The organism is Flavobacterium sp. MMS24-S5 (genome assembly GCF_050320125.1).
Taxonomy (GTDB): domain Bacteria; phylum Bacteroidota; class Bacteroidia; order Flavobacteriales; family Flavobacteriaceae; genus Flavobacterium; species Flavobacterium tyrosinilyticum.
The window spans coordinates 1,676,964-1,700,451 of record NZ_CP190016.1 but is presented as its reverse complement, the minus strand read 5'-3'; the positions used below and the strand labels follow the sequence as shown (position 1 = coordinate 1,700,451).

18 protein-coding genes, 2 tRNA genes, 2 rRNA genes and 1 pseudogene are annotated in these 23,488 nt (G+C 35.1%); 9 read left to right on the top strand and 14 right to left on the bottom strand.

Annotated features, from left to right (window positions below; genetic code table 11):
- The first annotated feature begins 78 nt into the window (after nucleotides 1-78).
- From ACPWTF_RS07630 to ACPWTF_RS07610, 5 genes are all read left to right on the top strand, one after another.
- Complete coding sequence (locus tag ACPWTF_RS07630) at nucleotides 79-432, top strand: hypothetical protein (RefSeq protein ID WP_427875025.1); 354 nt, start codon at nucleotides 79-81, stop codon at nucleotides 430-432.
- A gap of 25 nt (nucleotides 433-457) precedes the next feature.
- Nucleotides 458-1,087 (top strand): hypothetical protein, encoded by a 630-nt coding sequence (locus ACPWTF_RS07625; RefSeq protein WP_427875024.1) that lies wholly within the window; start codon nucleotides 458-460, stop codon nucleotides 1,085-1,087.
- Nucleotides 1,088-1,364: 277 nt separating this feature from the next.
- Complete coding sequence (locus ACPWTF_RS07620) at nucleotides 1,365-2,159, top strand: sensor histidine kinase (RefSeq protein WP_427875023.1); 795 nt, start codon at nucleotides 1,365-1,367, stop codon at nucleotides 2,157-2,159.
- Between the two features lie 117 nt (nucleotides 2,160-2,276).
- On the top strand, nucleotides 2,277-2,942 hold the full coding sequence (locus ACPWTF_RS07615) for a response regulator transcription factor (RefSeq protein ID WP_095931678.1): 666 nt from the start codon (nucleotides 2,277-2,279) through the stop codon (nucleotides 2,940-2,942).
- A gap of 350 nt (nucleotides 2,943-3,292) precedes the next feature.
- Nucleotides 3,293-4,552 (top strand): asparagine synthetase B, encoded by a 1,260-nt coding sequence (locus ACPWTF_RS07610; protein WP_250837190.1) that lies wholly within the window; start codon nucleotides 3,293-3,295, stop codon nucleotides 4,550-4,552.
- Nucleotide 4,553: 1 nt separating this feature from the next.
- On the opposite strand, the gene ACPWTF_RS07605 is transcribed toward ACPWTF_RS07610, so the two are convergent.
- The 14 genes and pseudogenes from ACPWTF_RS07605 to thrS form a co-directional block, all read right to left on the bottom strand.
- Nucleotides 4,554-5,357, bottom strand: coding sequence for an endonuclease/exonuclease/phosphatase family protein (locus tag ACPWTF_RS07605; protein WP_427875022.1), 804 nt, complete (start codon nucleotides 5,355-5,357; stop codon nucleotides 4,554-4,556).
- Nucleotides 5,358-5,425: 68 nt separating this feature from the next.
- Nucleotides 5,426-5,593, bottom strand: a complete 168-nt coding sequence (locus tag ACPWTF_RS07600) for a hypothetical protein (protein ID WP_172426959.1) — start codon at nucleotides 5,591-5,593, stop codon at nucleotides 5,426-5,428.
- Between the two features lie 145 nt (nucleotides 5,594-5,738).
- On the bottom strand, nucleotides 5,739-6,407 hold the full coding sequence (locus ACPWTF_RS07595) for a response regulator (protein WP_095931674.1): 669 nt from the start codon (nucleotides 6,405-6,407) through the stop codon (nucleotides 5,739-5,741).
- A gap of 8 nt (nucleotides 6,408-6,415) precedes the next feature.
- A complete protein-coding gene (locus tag ACPWTF_RS07590) occupies nucleotides 6,416-8,170 on the bottom strand; it encodes a hypothetical protein (RefSeq protein ID WP_427875021.1) in 1,755 nt (584 codons plus the stop codon).
- A 28-nt stretch (nucleotides 8,171-8,198) separates the two neighbouring features.
- Nucleotides 8,199-9,821 carry a hypothetical protein gene (locus tag ACPWTF_RS07585; protein ID WP_427875020.1) on the bottom strand — a complete coding sequence of 541 codons (1,623 nt, stop codon included), beginning with the start codon at nucleotides 9,819-9,821 and terminating at the stop codon, nucleotides 8,199-8,201.
- A 161-nt stretch (nucleotides 9,822-9,982) separates the two neighbouring features.
- Nucleotides 9,983-11,707 (bottom strand): tetratricopeptide repeat-containing sensor histidine kinase, encoded by a 1,725-nt coding sequence (locus ACPWTF_RS07580; protein ID WP_427875019.1) that lies wholly within the window; start codon nucleotides 11,705-11,707, stop codon nucleotides 9,983-9,985.
- 167 nt (nucleotides 11,708-11,874) lie between these two features.
- Nucleotides 11,875-12,309, bottom strand: coding sequence for a carboxymuconolactone decarboxylase family protein (locus ACPWTF_RS07575; protein ID WP_427875018.1), 435 nt, complete (start codon nucleotides 12,307-12,309; stop codon nucleotides 11,875-11,877).
- Between the two features lie 79 nt (nucleotides 12,310-12,388).
- Nucleotides 12,389-12,961, bottom strand: coding sequence for a Crp/Fnr family transcriptional regulator (locus tag ACPWTF_RS07570; RefSeq protein WP_427875017.1), 573 nt, complete (start codon nucleotides 12,959-12,961; stop codon nucleotides 12,389-12,391).
- Nucleotides 12,962-12,984: 23 nt separating this feature from the next.
- Complete coding sequence (locus ACPWTF_RS07565; RefSeq protein WP_427875016.1) at nucleotides 12,985-13,308, bottom strand: hypothetical protein; 324 nt, start codon at nucleotides 13,306-13,308, stop codon at nucleotides 12,985-12,987.
- Nucleotides 13,309-13,336: 28 nt separating this feature from the next.
- The gene (locus ACPWTF_RS07560; RefSeq protein WP_427875015.1) at nucleotides 13,337-13,798 is read right to left on the bottom strand and encodes a hypothetical protein; all 462 of its coding nucleotides are present in this window, start codon (nucleotides 13,796-13,798) and stop codon (nucleotides 13,337-13,339) included.
- Nucleotides 13,799-13,906: 108 nt separating this feature from the next.
- Nucleotides 13,907-14,251 carry a 50S ribosomal protein L20 gene (gene rplT / locus ACPWTF_RS07555; protein ID WP_007810721.1) on the bottom strand — a complete coding sequence of 115 codons (345 nt, stop codon included), beginning with the start codon at nucleotides 14,249-14,251 and terminating at the stop codon, nucleotides 13,907-13,909.
- A 171-nt stretch (nucleotides 14,252-14,422) separates the two neighbouring features.
- The gene (gene rpmI, locus ACPWTF_RS07550; RefSeq protein WP_022827375.1) at nucleotides 14,423-14,620 is read right to left on the bottom strand and encodes a 50S ribosomal protein L35; all 198 of its coding nucleotides are present in this window, start codon (nucleotides 14,618-14,620) and stop codon (nucleotides 14,423-14,425) included.
- A 99-nt stretch (nucleotides 14,621-14,719) separates the two neighbouring features.
- Nucleotides 14,720-15,215, bottom strand: a pseudogene (gene infC / locus ACPWTF_RS07545) (translation initiation factor IF-3).
- A gap of 76 nt (nucleotides 15,216-15,291) precedes the next feature.
- On the bottom strand, nucleotides 15,292-17,238 hold the full coding sequence (gene thrS, locus ACPWTF_RS07540) for a threonine--tRNA ligase (RefSeq protein ID WP_427875014.1): 1,947 nt from the start codon (nucleotides 17,236-17,238) through the stop codon (nucleotides 15,292-15,294).
- Nucleotides 17,239-18,428: 1,190 nt separating this feature from the next.
- Between thrS and ACPWTF_RS07535 the strand changes: the two genes are divergently transcribed.
- From ACPWTF_RS07535 to ACPWTF_RS07520, 4 genes are all read left to right on the top strand, one after another.
- A 16S ribosomal RNA gene (locus ACPWTF_RS07535) occupies nucleotides 18,429-19,939 on the top strand.
- 126 nt (nucleotides 19,940-20,065) lie between these two features.
- Nucleotides 20,066-20,139: transfer RNA gene (locus ACPWTF_RS07530), tRNA-Ile, on the top strand.
- A 158-nt stretch (nucleotides 20,140-20,297) separates the two neighbouring features.
- A tRNA-Ala gene (locus tag ACPWTF_RS07525) sits at nucleotides 20,298-20,371 on the top strand.
- Between the two features lie 132 nt (nucleotides 20,372-20,503).
- Nucleotides 20,504-23,388, top strand: a 23S ribosomal RNA gene (locus ACPWTF_RS07520).
- Together the 16S and 23S rRNA genes with 2 tRNA genes alongside form the textbook arrangement of a ribosomal RNA operon.
- Nucleotides 23,389-23,488: the final 100 nt, after the last annotated feature.

Genomic DNA, 23,488 nt, shown 5'->3' with positions numbered 1-23,488 from the left:
TAAAAATCAGTAGTTTAGCTAAACCAATTACAAACTATTAGTTTTTTATAAATTATTAACCAATAACAAATTTAAATTATGAATGAAGAAACCTTTCCAGGGCCTATTCAGATTCCTGTAAAAACTGCAAATGAGTGGGAAAAGAGGTACGATGACGATAACTCAGTCGAAGACTCTAAGAACAAAGTAAAAGCTTTCTTAATACCTCGTGAAAGCTTAGAAAAAGTGTTAGAACTTAAAACGGAGGCTGTTTGGGCTTATTTGGGTATAAACGACCAAAAAGAAAAAACATTACTTTTCGTAGGTGCCAAATATGATCCGGAAACTAAAAAATGGATTAATGTTTACGGTAAAGGAGATGGAGTAGAAGGTGGTGAAGGTGCTGCTGATGATGTAGTGTATGATGGAATACGTCCTAGTCCACCGTATTAATATAAAGCATACATAGTAAAATAAAATGAATAATTTTTTAATATATGGTACTTATTTGGTTTTATTACTAAATTTAGTAGCCTACTCATTTAGCTTTTTCCGAAAGGGGGAAGCTAATGTTTTTTTTGTCTCTTACTTAGCATTTTGTTGCCTAATGCAGTATTCAATGGAGTTGTTGTATCAGTTAGGAATGACTAATTTAATCATTGTCAATATTTATTTTATTGGTCAGATGATATTATTAGGAATTTTTTACAACTCATTGATAAAAGTAAGAAGCCAAAAAATATTTATTAAAACCAGCTTAGCAATCGCATTATTAGTTTTAGCAATACAATTTTATAGGACTCCAAGCGAATTTCTTAAATTTAATTTGTTTGAAATTACTATAACAAATTTGCTCATCGTTATTTTTGCTTTGTTCCATGTCTACAATATGCTCACAGGAGACAAGATATATTATTATACCACTATAGGTTTAGTCTTCTATCTATTAGCAAGTACTGTGTTTTATTTAATTGGAAATCTTTCTATTGGATTAAGTGATGATTTGAAGCTCTTGACATGGATGATAAACAATTTCCTGATTCTTGGTTTGCAATTTTTTATTTTATATGATTGGATAAAAAACTTCTCGAAAAAAACAGTTTTTTAGAATTGAATATTTATTAACCTTCATAAAACTTTACTTTGAAAAAAATGTTTTTTTGCAGCAGTAGTAGTTTTAGTTTCGTGTCAAAATCTAACGGCACGTAAAGATGAGATTAATTTAAGGGCGACTTTTTTATTAATAGAGTTAAATTAATCTCTATCAGAAATTTATTTTTGATAGAGATCTTTTTTGATAGCAATTTTGAAGAACTGATAACATTCAAAATAAATAATTATATCTTTGATTTTATGATCAATATTGATTTATTTAAAATTATATAATGATGAAGACTCATGCAATTTCGGAAAAAGAACTTGTTGCAATTATATTATACATTTCTCTTTTTTTTATAGTGGTTGCCGTAGTGTTAATCGTTTTCTTTTATTTCTCCAGAAAAAAAATAATTCAACAAGAGCTCGAAAAATTAGATTTAATATTACAATATCAAAAAGAGCAGCTTCATGCCATAATTTTTACGCAGGAAGAGGAACGTAAGAGAATTGCGCAAGATTTACATGATGATATCAGTTCTAAATTAAATATAGTATCGCTGAACACGCATCTGCTTACATCTCCTAATCTTACTGAAGCAGAAACTGCAGAAATCACTGGAAATATAATTGCTTTAACAACGAAGGCATTAGACAATTCTAGAAAAATTGCGCATAATTTACTTCCGCCGGTTTTTGAAAAATTTGGTTTAAGCGCAGGTATTGAAGAATTATGCGAAGAATTTGAATCGAGCAAATCGGTAAAAACGTATTATAAAAATGACATCGATTTTGATGAGAAAGACATAGACAGGCATTTGCATGTTTTTAGGATTCTGCAAGAATTAATGAATAATTCGATTCGTCACGGAAAAGCGTCAGAGATATGGATTTCTTTCGCCAATAAAGACGGAATAAATACTTGTGACTATATAGACAACGGCATTGGTTTTAATTGTTCAAATACCGAAAACCAAAAAGGTTTAGGTATGAAAAATATCGATAGCCGAATATCATTTTTGCAGGGAACAATCGAAATTAACTCTGAAATTAATAAAGGGATTGTTGTAAATTTTACTTTTTAAGGCAAATTATGCGTTTTATTAAGGTTTTTGGTCAATAAAATAAAGGTATTTAGATTTTTTCTAATTCATATTTTGTAATTTCGACAAACCAAATTAAACGACCAAAACCAAAATACGATGAATGCTTCTATTAAAATTGCTCTAGTCGATGATGAAATTTTGTTTAGAAAAGGAATTTCTTTTTTACTACAGAGAGAAGAAAATATAGATATTCTCTTTGAAGCCTCAAATGGTGACGAGCTTATTACGCAACTGAACGAAAGAGAAATAACGCCCGATATAATAATAATGGACTTAAAGATGCCGGTCTTAAACGGAGTCGAAGCCACAAAAATTATTAGAAAAACGTTTCCCGATATTAAAATTATTGCATTGACTAGCTACGATACCAAATCGTTTGTAGCAAATATGATTCAAGTTGGAGCAGTAGCTTACTTAATAAAGAATACAACTCCAAAAGATTTAATTCATACCATCAACGAAGTAGCAAAAAAAGGATTCTATTACAACGAAAATGTTTTAAAAACAATTCAAGAAACCATAGTATCGCCTAAAAATGCAAGAGGCGGTTTAGAAACCAATTTCCTTTCGCCGCGCGAAATAGAAATTCTGCAATTAATTTGCCAGCAGAAAACTACAGCAGAAATTGCAGAACATCTTTTTTTAAGTCCCAGAACTATAGAAGGACACAGAAATAATTTATTGCTTAAAACAGAATCGCGAAATATAGCTGGCTTAGTTGTTTATGCTATTCAGAATGAATTGGCAGTTTTAACAATCTAAAATATTATGCTGTCAAAAATTGAATTGACAGCACATAATATAATATGATTGTTATGACTAGAACGCATAGTCCTATTTTCTGAATTATATTCAGACCCTTTTGTTGGTTATTACTTTCATTAAACTTCATAGTTGGTTATTTTTTTTACAGCGATTAGTTTTATGAACCTGGGATAGCAAATGTATAGAGAATATTCTTCCTAATTACAGGTGTTTTTACCTGTTTTTTTATGGTTTATAAATGAAGTTTTCTTCGAGCTTTTTATTTAACATTCTTTATAAGTAAGAAAAGATTCTAAGTATTCCTTTTTTGCTCATGGCTTTTATATCTTTACTAAAATAATTTTCTGATGAATAAAAGTTTATTCTACCTTTTTATACTATTAATGTCATTTAATGCAAAAGCTTCGTTTATCTTACTTCCGATGGATGAAACGACGCAGCAAAATCATTTAAAAGCATACGGAATTACTTACTGGTGTTTGAGTAGGGATTATAAAGCAAGTTGGCTTTTAAATTATCGTGGCGGTTCTTTCTTACTTCCTGATGCTGATGAAATTAGAAAAGAATGTAAAATAAGAGGAGTTAGTTTTGAAGTGATTTCAGATAGTGAACAGGCTTCTATTTTAAACGAAATTTCGAGCCCCTCTCAAAATATGGAATCGGTAATTTTAGAGAAAGCACCTAAAATTGCTGTTTATACTCCAAAAGGAAAGCAACCTTGGGATGATGCCGTAACTTTGGTTTTAACTTATGCCGAAATTCCTTTTACTCCCATTTATGATGAAGAAGTTTTAAGCGATCAGTTATTAATGTACGATTGGCTTCATTTGCATCATGAAGATTTTACCGGACAATACGGGAAGTTTTATGCTGCCTACAAAAATACACCTTGGTATATTGATCAAAAAAGAGATGCAGAAGCTTTGGCGACAAAATTAGGTTATGCAAAGGTGTCGCAGGAAAAAGGAGCGGTTGCAAAAAAAATTAGAGATTTTGTAATTGGTGGCGGTTTTATGTTTGCCATGTGTTCTGCAACAGATAGTTTTGATATTGCTCTGGCAGCAGATGGGGTGGATATTTGCGAAGCTATGTTTGACGGAGATCCTAGCGAATCTAATTATCAGTCAAAATTAAATTATAATAATTCTTTTGCTTTCAAAAACTTTACTTTAGAAAGAAGACCAGAAGTTTACGAGTTTTCGGATATCGACATGACGACAAAAAGACGCATTGTGATGGATAAAGATTATTTTACGTTAATGGAATTTTCTGCAAAATGGGATCCGATTCCAAGTATGTTATGTCAAAACCATACACAATTAGTAAAAGGTTTTATGGGACAGACGACTTCTTTTGATACGTCTTTAATAAAATCGAATATCTTGATTATGGGAACATGCGAATTAAATGGCGAGTCAAGATACATTCATGGAGAAAAAGGCAAGGGAATGTTTACTTTTTTTGGAGGACATGACCCAGAAGATTTTCAACATCAGGTTGGAGATCCGCCAACGGTTTTAGATTTGCACCCTAATTCGCCTGGATATAGATTGATTTTGAATAATGTTCTATTTCCAGCAGCTAGAAAAAAGAAACTTAAAACTTAGATTAGTTGAGAGAAAACTCAAACCAGATCGGAATATGATCGGAAATTTTTCTTGCATTTTGTAAAGAATCAAAATCTTCGTAGAATTTAATAATTCCAGAATTACTAACCTGTAGATTCGATGTTTTATAAAAGATATTGTCAAATTCAGATGCAAGACAAATATTGTTTTTGCATTGCTGTTTTAGAGTAGTTTTTTGATTTTTTAATACAGAAGCATATCCATTTTTTTTCAACGGATTAAAAACAGTGTGCTTTTCTGGGCAGTTAAAATCGCCTAAGAAAACAAGATTTAAATCAGGATATTCGTTTGGTAAAAACTTGAAGTATTTGATTTCGGTTTCGGGTTGTTTTTTTTGGGTTATGGCATGAAAATTAACGAGAGTGATCGTCTTTTTATTAATTTCAAACGTGGCGAAATAGGGTTCGCGATCAATTTCTACGCTATATTTTCTTTCTAACCAAGGTTTGCTTTTCAATTTGGCTTTATTAGTTTTCCAAATAAAAGCATACCGTTCCTTTTTGTAACTGCTTCCAGAAGTAGGATCACTTATGCTGTAATCCCATTTATTTCCTTTTTGATTGAGCACTGCGGCAAGTTTTGCAACAGTTTGAGCACCTCCGTTTCCGGCAACCACTTCTTGAATTGCGATTATATCATAATTAGAAATTATTTTGGCGATATAATTTAAATGAGAATCAGATTTTGATTTTCCAAAGTTTTCGATATTCCATGATATCACTTTGGTTTGTGCAAAAGATATAAATACAAATAATAATAAGACGAGGCTGAGCGTTTTTTTCATGAAAAATTTAATGGAACTAAGATACAAGTCTTCTCTTCCAGCAATAATTAAGCCTTTCTTAAAATTAATTAATGTTTTTTATATCGATTTTTTAGAGCTGTCCCGATAATTATAATTTGTAAAACTAATAATGCTGGAATAAATATTATTTTCCAATCAATTTCTAGCCATCCAGTTTTTTCAGAAATAACTGCAAAGCTTATTGATAAAAAGAGGCAAAGTAGCATTGTTTTCATAAGGATTCTATTTTGTGTAGTATTAAGTCTAGAGAATATAATACTCGCTTTACTTTTTGGTTTCATTGATAGGTTAATAGGTCATCACAAATTTAGGAGTATAAAAAGTGTTATCCTTACGGGAAACCGTAAAGCGTATAAAAAATTATACTAGTCCAAAATCTTTTGCAATCGCAATTAAATGCACATTATTATTAGCTTTAAAATAAATTTTCAACTTATTGATTCTTTTTTCTATACTACTTGTTCCGTTAGGAGTTATAGATGAATCTTTGAATTCTCTAGAAATACTTTCTAAAATATGTCCCTGAGATAAAAGTTTTAAAATTGAGATATCGTAAGATTCAATTTCAATTAAAGCTTTATCATTAAAATTAAAAGACAAATCAGAAGAAAGAATTTTTTCTTCGTTATTAAAAGTGCTTTCGATAGCATTTCTTAATTCAGAAATACTATTTCTTCCTTTTGTAACATAAGCATTAATGCCAAGTTCATTAAAAAGAGTTTTAATTCTATAACTTTTATCTTCTATAGAAAAAACTATTTTTTTTAGTTCTGGCTGCACTTTATTTACAGCTTCAACAAGTTCATCGCCACTATTTAAAGTTACTTTTCTATGATCAGATTTAAACGATAAGTCTGTAATCATTAAATCGTAAGGTTCTTTTTCAGCCAATGCCTTTTTTACTTTAAGTAATCCTTCGTCGCAATATTTCACGTGATGAATTACGGGAACTTGTAATTCTTCAAGTACTTGAACAACGGCAATGCTGATACTATCTAGATCTTCGGCAACTAAAACTTTTTTAAACATATATTTTCTTATATTGGAAATTTGAAATTTACTTTAAAACCATTTTCTGAATATGGGTCAAAATTAAGAGTTCCTTTTATTGTTTTAATACGGTTTTCCACATTTTGTAGTCTTTTTTCTAAAATAATATCTTTTGGGTCGATTTTGCTACCATTATCAGTATACATAATCAGGATGTTTTTCCCTTCTTTTTTAAACGTTATGCTTGCTAGAGAGGCATTGTTGAGTGTTTTCATCTGATCGAGAATTTCTTGAAGCACGCGAAAAACGGTTATTTTCTTGACGCGATCAATTTTTGACCAAGAAAAAGTATTTAAGCCATTTATAATAATACTTAGCTTTTGGCCGGTATATCCAGAAATCATTTCTTTAAGCTCACTTGCAAAATTTTCATTGGTTTGGATGGCATTATTTTCTCTCGAAATACTTCGTGTTTTGGAATAAATGCGGCTCAGGTAATTAAGAAATTGTTCTTTATTACTGATGTTTTCAAGGTTGTTGTTTTCGGCAAATGATAAAGTTTCATGAATATCTTTTTCAAGGTCGTTTTCTAATTTATCAGAAATTCGAATTTCGTTTTTAAAAACAGCATCATTTTTCTCTCTTTTGCCTTTTAAAGTCAGGTAAAAAACTAGAAAAATGAATATAAAAATGGTTATAGATAATGCAATATAAGAGATAAAACTCCTGTTCTTTTGTCTTTGCATTTCCAATTTATGCTCTGCTCTTTGAATTTTAAGCTCTAAGTTTTCTTCTTTATCCTTGGTGAAATTATATTTTATATTGGCAAATTGATTTTTTTGTGTTAAACGAATTTTATTAATACTGTCTCTAAAACGAATATAAATCTTAGAATATTTTTTTGTATCATTTCCCGTACTGGTTCTTATTAAAGTTTCGAGAGCATACTTTTTTTGCTTATAGGTATTTACAACGCACGCATGTTTATAAGCTGTTTCGGCATATTTTTTTGCCAAAGCAGGATTTGAACTTAAGTAATAATCAGAAAGATTTGAATAACTATCGGGTAAGTTTTGCCTATCATTTAATTTAAGTCTAATTTTGAGAGCTTCTTGGTAGTAGGGTAGTGCTCTAGAATTATTTAAATTGGCATAAGAAATACCTATATTGTTCCTCATTACAGCATAATCTAATGCTTCATAATCTTTTAAAGAATTTGTTTTTTTCCTATTGCCATAATAACCAGTAGTGGTTAGTTGTGTATAGATTTTAATCGCTTTTTTATAATCGCCCTGATACATGTAAACTAATGCAATATTAGCTAATGCATTTGCTTCCCTTCTTGGACTTGCATTGAGATTGTATGCTTTTTTAGCATATATGAGCGCATTGTCATAATCCTTTGTTGCAGAATAATTTTCTGAAATAATTTTGTATGTTTCCCAAGCAAACCTTGGTTTTTTTAGGTATTTAAGTTGGGGTAATACTTTAGTAGCAGTAGCCTCACTTTCCAGATAATTGCCTTCATAATGCTGAATTAGCGCTATAGAAATTAATGCGTCGACATAATCTATTCTGTTTTTTTCAGGGTCTGAAAGGTGAATTATGGTTAGATAATTTTTATAGGCTTTCAAATATTCATTTTGGTCAAAATCATTGTCAGCTATTATGGTCAACCTTTTTATTTCTGCGGTATTGTCAGTTTTTTTTATAACTGCCGGAATTTCTTTTTCGCAAGAAGTCGGAATGACCAGCAGAAAAAGAACGGAAACTAAAATTGGAACAAAAGCAGATATTTTCATTTGATGAACCTTATGGTTAAAGCATTATTTATATTGGAAGTTTTACAAAAACCTTAAATCCCTGATTTGGATTTAAAGCAACATTAAAGGTTCCTCGTGCTGGTTTAAGGCGATTTTCGATAGTAGCAAATCTCTTGTTTAAATTAACATCATCCTGAATTTTGGTAGAGTTGTCAGCATAGGTAATTACTATAGTTCTCTCATTCTTCTTAAATGTGATACTTGCCAGCGAAGCATCACTGATAATTTTTGCCTGATCAAAAATTTCTTGAACAACACGGAAAATAGTTATTTTTTTTACACGATCAATTTTAGACCAGGATAATGAGTTTAAACCATTTATAATAATATTTAAATTAGAAGTTGTATATCCTGAAATCATTTCTTTTAGGACTTTTTCGTAATCTTTATTAACTATGATTGCACTATTTTCTCTTGAAATATTTCTTGTTTTTGAATAAATATTGGTCAAGTTATAAAGAAATTTTTCCTTGTTTTCAGGGTTTTCTAATTTGTGATTTTTTGCAAAAACTAATGTATCATAGATATCTGTTGTCAGTTCATTATGCAATTTGTTTGATATGCGTATTTCGCTTTCAAAAACTGCATCATTTTTTTCCTTTCGCCCTTTATGAGTAATATAATAAGCAATAAAAAACAAAGCGAAAGTACTGATAGAAATTACTATGTAGGAAATAAAACTTCTATTTTTTTGCCTTTGAAGCTCTAATTCGTTTTCTGCTTTTTGATTTTTGAGTTCTAAATTTTCTTCTTTATCTTTCTTTGAAGTATATATAATATCGGCAAATTGATTTTTTGCTTTTTTCCTGCTAATAAGGAGACTGTCAATTTTTTTACTATAAACTTTCCAGTGTTTTTTTGAATTTCCAGCATTATCCGCTTCCAGTAGATGGGCTAACATGTTAATTTCATTTGTTGCCGATTTTGCTTTTTTAGAGTAATAGTAGGCTTTCTCTGCATTAATTTTTCTTAGCTCTGGATTATTGTATTTCGAGTAATATAAATAAAAAGCATAGTAATTGCCAATTAGTTCATAATCGTCATCAAGTGTAAGAGTCAATTCTAAACTTTCGCTAAAGCATTTGAATGAAGCGTCTTTATGGCCTCCAAGTCGTAAATAGCAAAGACCTAAATTATACAATATCGCTGCACGCTGAATATTTGTGTTTGAAGGTGTGATTTTATCTTCAATTCTGTATCTAGAAATTGGTTCTAATAGATCTATTGCCTCTTGATATTTTTTCTGGTGCATATATGCAAATGCAATTTCAGATAATATCCGTGCTTTTCTAAAAGTTGAGATTGCCTTTTTTAATGCTTTTCTATGATAATATAGCGCCTTTTCATAGTCGTACGTATACAAATAGTTATAGGCCATGAAGGTGTAAGCATTAACGGCATACTTTACATTGGTAGTTTTTTCTAAATAAGGGAATGCTTTTATAAGGGTAGTTTCTGCTTCGGAATAATTGCCATATTGCTGAAAGATTTCTACCATACTGTTTAATGCACCTACATAATCATCTGCATAATCAGCTTTTGGAACGCATAATAATTGTGTTTTGTTGAAATAAAAAAGAGCACTGTCATTTTTTTCTAAATCCCAAAAAGCATTTGCTTTTTGCATCATTTGTTTTATTTCGGCTGAATGGTCAGTTTTATTATAATTTACTCGGTCTTCATTTGTTTCAGAAGACTGTATAGAAAAAAATAGTCCTAAAATTAGAGCAAAGATTAGCAAATAAAAAACAAGATGCTTTTTTTGAATAAAGAAAAATAGGTCTTTAATCATTATACTGGAAGTTTAATTAAAACTTTGAAACCCTTTCCTGCTTCTGAATGAATTTCAATCTGGCCTTTGGCAGCATGAATTCGGTTCTCAATATTATGCAAACCATTTCTTAAAACCATTTTGTTTGTATCAATTCCTTTTCCGTTATCGGTGTAATTGATTATTATTGTATTCTCCAGTTCTTTAAAGGTTAATGCTGCTAGAGTTGCATCGCTATGTTTTTTCATGTTTACAAGTAATTCCTGTATAGTTCGATAAATTGATATTTTTTTATTTTTATCAATTTTATCCCAAGAAATAGTATTCAAACCATTTATTAATAGATTAATATGTGGCGTGCCAAATCCTGAGATCATCTCTTTCAGAGAGACTATATAATTTTGATTACTAATAATAGGAGTATTATCCTTCGAAATATTTCTTGTTCGAGAATAAATATTGTCAAGACTTTTTAATAAATGATTTCTGTTTTCTTCAGAAGAAAGATTTCTGTTTTCGGCAAATGCCATTGTATGGTAAATATCGTTCGCTAGCTCATCATGTAATTTTTTTGAAATTCTGATTTCGCTTTGATAAGTTGCTTCAATTTTTTGGCGATTAGCTCGTACAGTAAGAAAAAAATATAGAAAAACAATCAGACATGAGGCAAATATAATTATGACATATGAAACAATATTTCTGCTTTCCTGTTTTGTTATTTGGAGCTCATTTTTAATTTTCTGTGCTCTTAATTTCAAGTTTTCCTCTTTTTCTTTTTTAGAGTCGTATTTGATTTTTGCAAATTGATTTTTAGCTTTTTGCCTTACTTCATAGATACTGTCGATCACTTTTGTATAAATAAGTGCATTTTTTTTTGAATCAATATCAGAACTATTTTCTATAATAAACTTTAAAGCAACTAAGCGGTCATCGGTGTTGCCTGATAATGTGTAATTTTTATAGCTTAATTGAGCATATTTCATAGCTAAATCAGCTTTGTTGTTTTGATAGTATTCGGCAAGATTGGAGTAAGTTCTGCCCAAACCATCGGTATAATTTGCTTTTAACTTTATTTTTAAACTCATTTCAAAAAAAGACAATGCTTTTGGATCCTTAAGTTTATAATAGCAATAACCTATATAATCTAATATTTTAGAATAGTTTTCAGGGCTTTGCTGTACAATTTTCTCATTACTTATAGAAAGAAAAATGGGTAATGTTTTCTCAAACTTTTGTTGCTTTAGGTAAATAACTGCGATATTATTTTTAGCTTCAAGTTTGTTAATTCTACTGGTATTTAAAGTAAAAGCTTTAGAATAATAGTATATAGCAGTTGGATAGTCATAAGTGTAATAATAATTTCTTCCTAAAACACTATAGATATTCCATACATAATCTTGATTTTTTATTCGGTGTAAAAACGGAATTGTTTCCATTGATGTTTTAATGCTTCCCATAAAATCCTCATGTTCCTGTTGAATTTCGGCCATGTAATACATGCAGGAAACATAATTTTTAATATCTTCTTTAAGATCGCAAGCTGCTCTAGCCTTATTGTAATAAAAAAATGCGCTGTCAGTGTTGTTGTGATTCTTGTAAAATTGGTCTGCTTTGCTTATCAGCTTATGAATTTCGTTCTCTCTTTTTGTTTTTTTTGAGTTATCTGTATTTTGATTTTCACAAGAAAAAAGCAGTAATAAAGTAGTTGTTAAAAAAGTAATTATTTGTATTCTAGGTGGTATCATGCGCCAAAAATAAAAAAATCTAGAAATCATGAAAGAGTATAAATACGGTATTTTAAAATATTTTCAATTTACGCTTTTTTTTATTCTGATTTCTAAATAAATACGAAAAGCCCTTTATCGATAAGGGCTTTTAAGTTCTAATTGCTTGTAAATATTCTCTTTATAAATTATGATGCACGCATTCCAGTAGTAATTGCTAATCTATTCCAAGAGTTAATTGTGATGATAGCCAAAAGTATTTCTGCAAGGTATTTTTCGTCAAATAATTTAGCAGCATTTTCGTAAACTTCATCAGAAACATGATTGCCAATTAAGGTTACTTGTTCTGTTAAAGCTAAAATTGCTTTTTCTTCTTCGGTGTAAAAATCAGCATCGCGCCAAGCACTAATTAAGTAAATTCTTTGTTCAGAAATGCCATGTTTTCTAGCATCAGCAGTATGCATATTAATACAAAATGCACAACCATTAATTTGAGAAGCTCGGATTTTGATTAATTCTTTATGAACAGGAGTTAATGAAGTTGTAGAAATATATTTCTCTAAGTTCATTAATGCTTGATAAGCTTCTGGAGCAACATTCGGAATAACAATTCTTGGTTTCATTTTTATATGTTTTAAAAGTTCATTACAAAGGTCAGCAATGTTTGCTTTTAAAATCTTGAACTACTTCAAGAAATTCCAATCAGACTTTTCCAGCTCGTATTTTACTCATAAATTCTGCAGAGAAATCTAAATAGGAGGCAAGCATATATTGAGGAACGCGTTGAACAAATTCTGGGAAATGGTCATTAAAATGATGGTATCTTTCTTCTGCCGACATTGTAAACAAGAACTTGATGCGCATTTGCATAGCGCCAAAACTTTTTTGCATCACTATTCTGAAATACTTTTCTAGATTTGGTATTTCAATCAACAGTGATTCTAAAATTGTTTTGTCAATGGCAATAACTTCTGAATTCTCTATAGCCTGTAAATAGAAGCTTGAAGGAACATGATTATGGTAACTTAGATAATCCGTAATCCACCAATTTTCGATGCCAAATTGCAAAGTTTGTTCAGCTCCTTTAGAGTTGATGATATATTGCCGAATACAGCCTTTAGTAATAAAGTACATGGTATTGCAAATTTGGCCTTCTTGAAGTACATGCTCTTTCTTTTTTATTTTCGAAAGTTCTAGACATGATTCTAATTTATCAATATCTGAAGGTTCAAGAGAAATGAATTTTTTGATATGCAGGATAAGTGAATTTTGCATTACTTTGAAATTTATATAGATGATTAATTGTAGAAATTAATATCAAAGTTACTATTTACTTTTATGCCATTGCTAACCGCAGCAGTCCACTCTGCATGTTCAATAAATTCAGTGATTTGGTCGGCTATCAAATTGTAGCACTTTTCATTTTTTTGATTCTTAAATTCAATCTTTACAATAATGTCAGATATTGAATTGTCTTTGTTAATTGTAAATTTAACTTTGGCAAAAAAATCTCTTTTTTCGTTGCTTTGAATAAATTTTTTAGGGAATACAAACGAAGAGAAAAAATCTTTTTGGATTTGAATTTTTTGCTCTAGAAAGTCTCCAGCTTTTGGATATATCATACAGTAATCATCTACCCCATAAGGATATTCAAGGGATGTGTATTCTACTCATCACATATAAACTGTCAGCGGTCTTCTCTATGTTTTTAATGAAGTTTTGGCCATATTTTGCATTCAACAATTCATTAGATGCTTTGCAGTAGCAATTTGTTACTAATGGGTATCCATCCGCACCATCTGAACTCCAAATTGATGAGAACTCAGGTTCAAAAGATTCAGAATAATCAATTCCCTTTTCTTTAAGTAAATTTATTAAATAAGGATAATGTCTATTGTAATCGCTGTCAAGATATCCTTCGGGAATAATATTATAAAAGACTTCTCTAGATTTAAAATCTAATTTAGCTCTCTTAATTTCCGAGAGACATCCAATATCACGTTTGTCAATTATACCAACGATGGTTTGTATGGAGTTTTTATCGAAATTACTCTCTTGAGCTTTTATCAAAAGCATTTGTGTAAGGGATAAAATTACAAAGAGTTTCTTCATTTCTTTATTGTGTTTACATCGAAAGATAATAAAAACAAAAAACCATTCGAATAAACGAATGGTTTTTTTATAATAAGTAAGTAATCTTAAATTGAGTTTATAAAACGTTTATTTTACTTTATTAAGAATAGCTTTGAAAGCTTCTGGGTGGTTCATAGCTAAATCTGCAAGAACTTTACGGTTCAATTCGATTCCGTTAGCTTTAACTTTCCCCATGAATTGAGAATAAGACATTCCTTCCAATCTAGCTCCAGCGTTGATACGTTGAATCCATAAAGCACGGAAATTTCTTTTGTTTTGTTTTCTATCGCGGTAAGCGTAGCACATTGCTTTCTCTACTGCATTCTTAGCAACTGTCCAAACGTTTTTACGTCTTCCAAAGAAACCTTTGGCTTGCTTCATTATTTTTTTTCTTCTTGCTCTTTTAGCAACTGAATTTACCGATCTTGGCATAATTTTAATGTGTTTTTGTAGCAGGCGTCCTGAATTGAATCAAAGGAACTTAAAGCCATACTCCAAGGTTATATAAATAATTTTTTTAACCTAAAGAATAAAAAAAGTTAGAGGTTAGAAGTTAGAGGTTAGGAGTTTTACTCATAACAAATAACTTTTAACGATTAACAATTATATAATTCTTAATTGTTGTTTGATGCTTTTCATATCTGTTTTGTGAACTAGCGCTGAGTGAGTCAAAGCTAATTTACGTTTTTTAGATTTTTTAGTCAAGATGTGACTTTTAAAAGCATGCTTTCTTTTAATCTTTCCAGAGCCAGTAACTTTAAAACGTTTCTTAGCGCTAGATTTTGTTTTCATTTTAGGCATTTTTCCTAGTGTTTTAATTTATTCTTACTTACTTATATTTTTTGTTTCAGGTTTAAAGTTTCAAGTTCAATGCTGAACACTGAGACTGAAAACTGAACACTATTTCTTTTTCTTCGGAGCAATGAACATAATCATTCTCTTTCCTTCCAAAACAGGCATAGCTTCAACTTTGCCATGTTCCTCTAAATCTTGAGCAAGACGTAATAATAGAATTTGACCTTGATCTTTATAAATGATAGAACGACCTTTGAAGAAAACAAAAGCTTTTAATTTAGCTCCTTCTTTTAAGAATTTCTCCGCGTTCTTTCTTTTAAATTCATAATCATGCTCGTCAGTTTGACTGACCAAATCGTATTTCCTTTACAACAACCTGAGAAGATTTAGCTTTTAACGCTTTATCTCTTTTCTTTTGTTCGTAAACAAATTTCTTGTAGTCCATGATTTTACAAACCGGTGGTTCAGCGTTTGGCGAAATTTCAACCAAATCCAATTCAAATTGGTCAGCTAAACGTAGCGCATCGGCAATTTTAAAAACCCCTGGTTCAATGTTTTCACCTACAAGACGTACTTCAGGAACACGAATAAGATTGTTTATTCTGTGCGCATCTTTTTTCTCTACTCGAGGTTGAAAACCTCTGTTACTTTTTATTGCTATGACTTTCTAATTTAAGTTAAACTGTAAATACTTTTAATGTCTTTTTTATTTCTTCGTCTACAATCGAAGCAAATTCTTCGATAGAAACTGTGATATTACCTTTCCCTTCTTGTCCGTGACGACGAATAGAAATCGTTCCGTTTTTCTCTTCTTCCTCACCAACGATAAGCATAAATGGAATTTTCTGCATCTCTGCATCTCTAATTTTCTTACCGATAGTTTCATTTCGGTTGTCAATTAGGGCGCGAATTTCGTGATTTTCTAGCAAATCTAAAACTTTTTTAGCATAATTTTCGTATTTCTCGCTCAAAGACAAGATAATAGCTTGTTCAGGCATTAGCCAAAGTGGGAAATTTCCTGCTGTATGCTCTAGCAAAATTGCTATAAAACGTTCCATAAATCCAAAAGGAGCTCTGTGAATCATAACAGGGCGATGTAATTCATTATCAGCGCCTTTGTAAGTCAACTCAAAACGCTCAGGTAAGTTGTAATCTACCTGAATTGTTCCTAATTGCCATTGTCTTCCCAATGCATCTTTTACCATGAAATCTAATTTCGGACCATAAAATGCAGCTTCACCATATTCTACAACAGTATTAAGACCTTTGTCTTTTGCCGCATTGATGATAGCATTTTCTGCCTTTTCCCAGTTCTCATCAGTACCAATGTATTTTTCTCTGTCTTCTTGATCTCTTAATGAAATCTGAGCGGTAAAGTTTTCAAAACCTAATGAACCAAATACATACAATACAAGGTCAATTACTTTTTTGAACTCTTCATCTAATTGTTCTGGAGTACAGAAAATATGCGCATCATCTTGAGTAAACCCTCTAACGCGAGTTAAACCATGTAATTCTCCAGATTGCTCATATCTATATACAGTACCAAATTCAGCATAGCGTTTAGGTAAATCTTTATAAGACCAAGGTCTTACATTGTAAATCTCACAGTGGTGAGGACAGTTCATTGGTTTCAATAAAAACTCTTCTCCTTCAGCTGGTGTGTGAATCGGTTGAAAACTATCAGCTCCATATTTAGCGTAGTGACCAGAAGTAACATAAAGTTCCTTTTGACCAATATGCGGACTAACTACTTGCTCGTATCCAGCTTTCTTTTGTGCTTTCTTTAAAAATTGCTCCAAACGTTCTCTTAAAGCAGCCCCTTTAGGTAGCCATAAAGGTAAACCCTGACCAACTTTCTGAGAAAAAGCAAATAATTCAAGCTCTTTTCCAAGTTTACGGTGATCGCGACGTTTCGCTTCCTCAAGAAGTTCAAGATACTCAGTCAAATCTTTTTGTTTTGGGAACGAAGTTCCATAAACACGAGTTAACTGTTTGTTTTTCTCATCACCTCTCCAGTAAGCACCAGCAACACTCATGATTTTTACAGCTTTGATAATTCCAGTATTTGGAATATGTCCACCACGGCATAAATCAGTAAAAGTCGAGTGGTCGCAGAATGTAATAGTTCCGTCTTCAAGATTTGAAATCAATTCAGTCTTGTAAATATTGTCTTTGTACATTTCCAGCGCTTCCGCTTTAGTTACAGGGCGCATTTTAAAATCGAACTTCCCTCTTGCAATTTCAAGAATACGATCTTCAATCTTTTTGAAATCAGCTTCGGAAATTTTCTGATCTTCAAAATCCACATCATAATAGAAACCATTAGCAATTGCAGGCCCAAGAGTTAATTTAATTCCAGGGTACAATTCCTCAAGAGCTTGCGCCATTACGTGCGAAGTAGAATGCCAGAAAGCTTTTTTACCTTCAGTATCATTCCAAGTATATAAAATAAGATTACCGTCGGTCGTTAATGGAGTTTCGGTTTCAATAGTTGTACCATTAAAAGATGCAGAAATCACGTTTCTAGCAAAACCTTCGCTAATGTTTTTAGCGACCTCCATTGGAGTTACGCCTTGAGCGAACTCTCTAATTGACCCATCGGGTAAAGTAATCTTGATCATTGTTTATAATTTTGTGAATGCAAATATACATGATTACAAAAATACATACAATATATAAGTACAAGTTTACTCATTATATATAAGTATAGTTTTTGTTATGCTATATATAAGATAATTCTAATTGCATGTATATATAAGGAGAAACTATACGCTGTCCGTCTGAGCGAAGCCGAAGCCTTTTTTAGAGTCATCGAAAATCCGACAGTTTTCCAAACGAGTCGGGTTTGTTTTTTTATGCATATATATAAGAGGAAAATCTAGGTTGTCAGGCTGAGCGAAGTCGAAGCCCTTTTAGTGGCGGCATTTGGAATTTTAAAAAATTGGAATTTAGAATTTATTGGGAGCCTGATCCCGCTATCCGCTTCAATCTTTTCATGGCGAACCCCGCCATAAAAAGGATTTCCGCTTCTATCGGGGCTAGGGCGCCGGTTTTCAGAGGCGGCTTAAAGGGGAAAGGAGCGGATTTTGGAAGGTAGGGAAGGGAAAACTTGGCGTCTCGGCGCCTTTTCGGGATAAAAAAGGGAAGAGAGCGGCTTTTAGAAATATGGAATTTCTTCAAAAACGGGCTTAAAGGCTGAAAACTCCATAAAAAGAGAATGCTGAAACTGGCGGAAAATGCCAAAATAATGAAGGTATGCAGAAAAAACTCACAATTATTCAAAAAAGTTTAAAATGTAAACAGTCTGTTATGAGTGAGTTAAGAAATAAAGCAAAAAAAGATTGAAATTATATAAAAAAAAGGCTTGGAAATGTAAATAAAGGTTCTACTTTTGCACCCGCAACAGCGAAGGCGTTCATCGAAATACTGGCAGGAAAGGAGAATCAGACGGAAAGAAATTTTCAAAAAAAAGATTCGAAAAAGCTTGCGAGATTTGAAAATGCTTTCTACATTTGCACCCCGCAAAACACGGAAAGTTCATTGAGATACTGGGAGAAAAATTAGAGAAAAGGGGGTTGGAAAAATCTCAAAAAAAAAACTTTAAATTTTTCTTGCAGGAAACAAAAAGAAGTTTTAGTTTTGCACCCGCTTTGAGAAATAAGCGAAACACAAAAAGAAGACACGTTCGTAGACATATTGAATTGACAGCCGTTTTAAGAGAGGTCTTAAAACAAAAAGAATAAGAGCAGTAGAATCGGAAGATTCGAAAAGAACCGATAGGAAGAGCATCGATTATATAATATTAAAATATACGATGAAGAGTTTGATCCTGGCTCAGGATGAACGCTAGCGGCAGGCTTAACACATGCAAGTCGAGGGGTAGAAGTCTTCGGATTTTGAGACCGGCGCACGGGTGCGTAACGCGTATGCAATCTGCCTTTCACAGAGGGATAGCCCAGAGAAATTTGGATTAATACCTCATAGCATAACCAGACCGCATGGTTTGGTTATTAAAGTCACAACGGTGAAAGATGAGCATGCGTCCCATTAGCTAGTTGGTAAGGTAACGGCTTACCAAGGCGACGATGGGTAGGGGCCTGAGAGGGAGATCCCCCACACTGGTACTGAGACACGGACCAGACTCCTACGGGAGGCAGCAGTGAGGAATATTGGTCAATGGGCGCAAGCCTGAACCAGCCATGCCGCGTGCAGGATGACGGTCGCTATGGATTGTAAACTGCTTTTGCACAGGAAGAAACACTCCGACGTGTCGGAGCTTGACGGTACTGTGAGAATAAGGATCGGCTAACTCCGTGCCAGCAGCCGCGGTAATACGGAGGATCCAAGCGTTATCCGGAATCATTGGGTTTAAAGGTGCCCGTAGGCGGTCTTGTAAGTCAGTGGTGAAAGCCCATCGCTCAACGGTGGAACGGCCATTGATACTGCAGGACTTGAATTATTGGGAAGTAACTAGAATATGTAGTGTAGCGGTGAAATGCTTAGAGATTACATGGAATACCAATTGCGAAGGCAGGTTACTACCAATGGATTGACGCTGATGGACGAAAGCGTGGGTAGCGAACAGGATTAGATACCCTGGTAGTCCACGCCGTAAACGATGGATACTAGCTGTTGGGAGCAATCTCAGTGGCTAAGCGAAAGTGATAAGTATCCCACCTGGGGAGTACGAACGCAAGTTTGAAACTCAAAGGAATTGACGGGCGCACAAGCGGTGGAGCATGTGGTTTAATTCGATGATACGCGAGGAACCTTACCAAGGCTTAAATGCAGACTGACCGATTTGGAAACAGATCTTTCGCAAGACAGTTTACAAGGTGCTGCATGGTTGTCGTCAGCTCGTGCCGTGAGGTGTCAGGTTAAGTCCTATAACGAGCGCAACCCCTGTTGTTAGTTGCCAGCGAGTCAAGTCGGGAACTCTAACAAGACTGCCAGTGCAAACTGTGAGGAAGGTGGGGATGACGTCAAATCATCACGGCCCTTACGCCTTGGGCTACACACGTGCTACAATGGCCGGTACAGAGAGCAGCCACTGGGTGACCAGGAGCGAATCTATAAAGCCGGTCACAGTTCGGATCGGAGTCTGCAACTCGACTCCGTGAAGCTGGAATCGCTAGTAATCGGATATCAGCCATGATCCGGTGAATACGTTCCCGGGCCTTGTACACACCGCCCGTCAAGCCATGGAAGCTGGGGGTGCCTGAAGTCGGTGACCGCAAGGAGCTGCCTAGGGTAAAACTGGTAACTAGGGCTAAGTCGTAACAAGGTAGCCGTACCGGAAGGTGCGGCTGGAACACCTCCTTTCTAGAGCCCAAAGTGTTAGCCGAAAGGCACGCTTGGGAAATAAGATGCCGGACTAGAGGTTTGGAATCTGAGATTGTATTGCTCTTGCTGTTAATTTAAAAAAATGATAAAAATTAAGTAAAACAGAGTCTCGTAGCTCAGCTGGTTAGAGTACTACACTGATAATGTAGGGGTCGGCAGTTCGAGTCTGCCCGGGACTACTAAAACTTCAGATTTAAGATTGTAGATTTTAGATTTAAGAAGTGAAACTGAAAAGCTTGATTTTAAAGGAAATTCTGGAAGCTGGGATTCACCAAAGGAAATTAGAGAAGAATTAAGAAATCTAAAATCTGAATTCTAAAATCTAAGATTTAAAAATGGGGGATTAGCTCAGCTGGCTAGAGCGCCTGCCTTGCACGCAGGAGGTCAACGGTTCGACTCCGTTATTCTCCACAATCCCGATGAATCGGGAAAAAGTTCATTGACATATTGAGATAAGAAAATAATAAGAAAGTAGAAAGCGTTTTTTGCAATTTATTGCAAAAGACAAAACAAAACGGTCTTGTTTTAATTGACAAGATTGGTGCAATAAGCAAAATAAGGGCGCATGGGGAATGCCTAGGCTCTCAGAGGCGATGAAGGACGTGATAAGCTGCGAAAAGCTGCGGGGACGGGCACACACCGATTGATCCGCAGATATCCGAATGGGGCAACCCGCTATGTTGAAGACATAGCACACCGATAGGTGGGCAAACCCGCTGAACTGAAACATCTAAGTAGGCGGAGGAGAAGAAAACAAAAGTGATTCCGTAAGTAGTGGCGAGCGAACGCGGATTAGCCCAAACCATTTATGTTACGGCATAGGTGGGGTTGTACGACCGCGACATTTCATGTGCAAGGAACCGGAAGCTTCTGGAAAGGAGCGCCATAGAGGGTGACAGCCCCGTATGGGTAACGAGCATAATGGATAGCGGTATCCTGAGTAGGGCGGGGCACGTGAAACCCTGTCTGAATTTGGCGGGACCATCCGCTAAGGCTAAATACTCCTGAGAGACCGATAGTGAACCAGTACCGTGAGGGAAAGGTGAAAAGAACCGTGAATAACGGAGTGAAATAGATCCTGAAACCATGCGCTTACAAGCGGTCGGAGCCCTTTCGTGGGGTGACGGCGTGCCTTTTGCATAATGAGCCTACGAGTTAACGCTGCTGGCAAGGATAAGTGGTTAAGCCATGGATCCGCAGCGAAAGCGAGTCTGAATAGGGCGCTTTAGTCAGTAGTGTTAGACGCGAAACCGTGTGATCTACCCATGGGCAGGTTGAAGCTGTGGTAACACACAGTGGATGAACCGAACCGGTTGACGTTGAAAAGTCTTCGGATGACCTGTGGGTAGGGGTGAAAGGCCAATCAAACTCGGAAATAGCTCGTACTCCCCGAAATGCATTTAGGTGCAGCGTTATTTTAGTTATATAGAGGTAGAGCTACTGATTGGATGCGGGGGCTTCACCGCCTACCAATTCCTGACAAACTCCGAATGCTATATAATGATTGATAACAGTGAGGGCTTGGGTGCTAAGCTGCCAAGTCCGAGAGGGAAAGAACCCAGACCATCAGCTAAGTGCCCCAAATATATGCTAAGTTGAAAGAACGAGGTTTGTCTGCCCAGACAGCTAGGATGTTGGCTTGGAAGCAGCCATTCATTTAAAGAGTGCGTAACAGCTCACTAGTCGAGCGGACGAGCATGGATAATAATCGGGCATAAGCATATTACCGAAGCTATGGATTTGTATGTAAATACAAGTGGTAGGGGAGCATTCTGACAGGGCTGAAGGTGTATCGTAAGGTATGCTGAACCGGTCAGAAAAGAAAATGTAGGCATAAGTAACGATAATGCGGGCGAGAAACCCGCACACCGAAAAACTAAGGTTTCCACAGCTATGCTAATCAGCTGTGGGTTAGTCTGAACCTAAGGCGAACCCGAAAGGGACAGTCGATGGCCAACGGGTTAATATTCCCGTACTTCTTATTGCTGTGATGGGGTGACGGAGTGATGAAAGCGCCGCGAACTGACGGAATAGTTCGTTAAAGCACCTAGCTATAGGGTCTCTAGGCAAATCCGGAGATCTTGGTGAAATGCGATAGTACTCGGAGTCTTCGGACAAAGAGATAGTGCGCCTAAGGGCTTCCAAGAAAAACCTCTAAACTTCAGGCAGTAAGAACCAGTACCGTAAACCGACACAGGTAGTTGAGGAGAGAATCCTAAGGTGCTCGAGAGATTCATGGCTAAGGAATTAGGCAAAATAGACCTGTAACTTCGGGAGAAAGGTCGCCCCGAGCAATCGGGCCGCAGTGAAGAGCTGCCCAGGCGACTGTTTATCAAAAACACAGGGCTCTGCAAAATCGTAAGATGAAGTATAGGGCCTGACACCTGCCCGGTGCTGGAAGGTTAAGAGGAGATGTTATCTTCGGAGAAGCATTGAATTGAAGCCCCAGTAAACGGCGGCCGTAACTATAACGGCTGTAAGGTAGCGAAATTCCTTGTCGGGTAAGTTCCGACCTGCACGAATGGTGTAACGATCTGGACACTGTCTCAGCCATGAGCTCGGTGAAATTGTAGTAACGGTGAAGATGCCGTTTACCCGCAGTGGGACGAAAAGACCCTGTGCACCTTTACTATAGCTTAGTATTGACCTTGGATAAATGATGTGTAGGATAGGTTGGAGACTATGAAGCGGCGTCGCCAGGCGTTGTGGAGTCATTGTTGAAATACAACCCTTTGTTTATCTGAGGCCTAACCCCGCAATGTGGGGGACAGTGCTTGGTGGGTAGTTTGACTGGGGTGGTCGCCTCCAAAAGAGTAACGGAGGCTTCTAAAGGTTCCCTCAGTACGCTTGGTAACCGTGCGTAGAGTGCAATGGCATAAGGGAGCTTGACTGAGAGACATACAGGTCGATCAGGTACGAAAGTAGAGCATAGTGATCCGGTGGTTCCGCATGGAAGGGCCATCGCTCAAAGGATAAAAGGTACGCCGGGGATAACAGGCTGATCTCCCCCAAGAGCTCATATCGACGGGGGGGTTTGGCACCTCGATGTCGGCTCGTCACATCCTGGGGCTGGAGAAGGTCCCAAGGGTTGGGCTGTTCGCCCATTAAAGTGGCACGCGAGCTGGGTTCAGAACGTCGTGAGACAGTTCGGTCTCTATCTACTGCGGGCGTTAGAAATTTGAGTGGATCTGATTCTAGTACGAGAGGACCGAATTGGACAAACCTCTAGTGTATCTGTTGTCCCGCCAGGGGCACCGCAGAGTAGCTACGTTTGGAAGGGATAAGCGCTGAAAGCATATAAGCGCGAAACCCACCACAAGATGAGATTTCTTTTAAGGATCGTGGAAGATGACCACGTTGATAGGCTACAGATGTAAAGGCAGTAATGTCATAGTCGAGTAGTACTAATAATCCGTAAGCTTATGCACAAACTTTTCCCCCCGAGCAATCGGGGGAGGAAACTTTCTAAAAAATCATATTTGTTTCTTTATCTCAGTATGTTAAGATATTGTTTAATCGATAATGGCC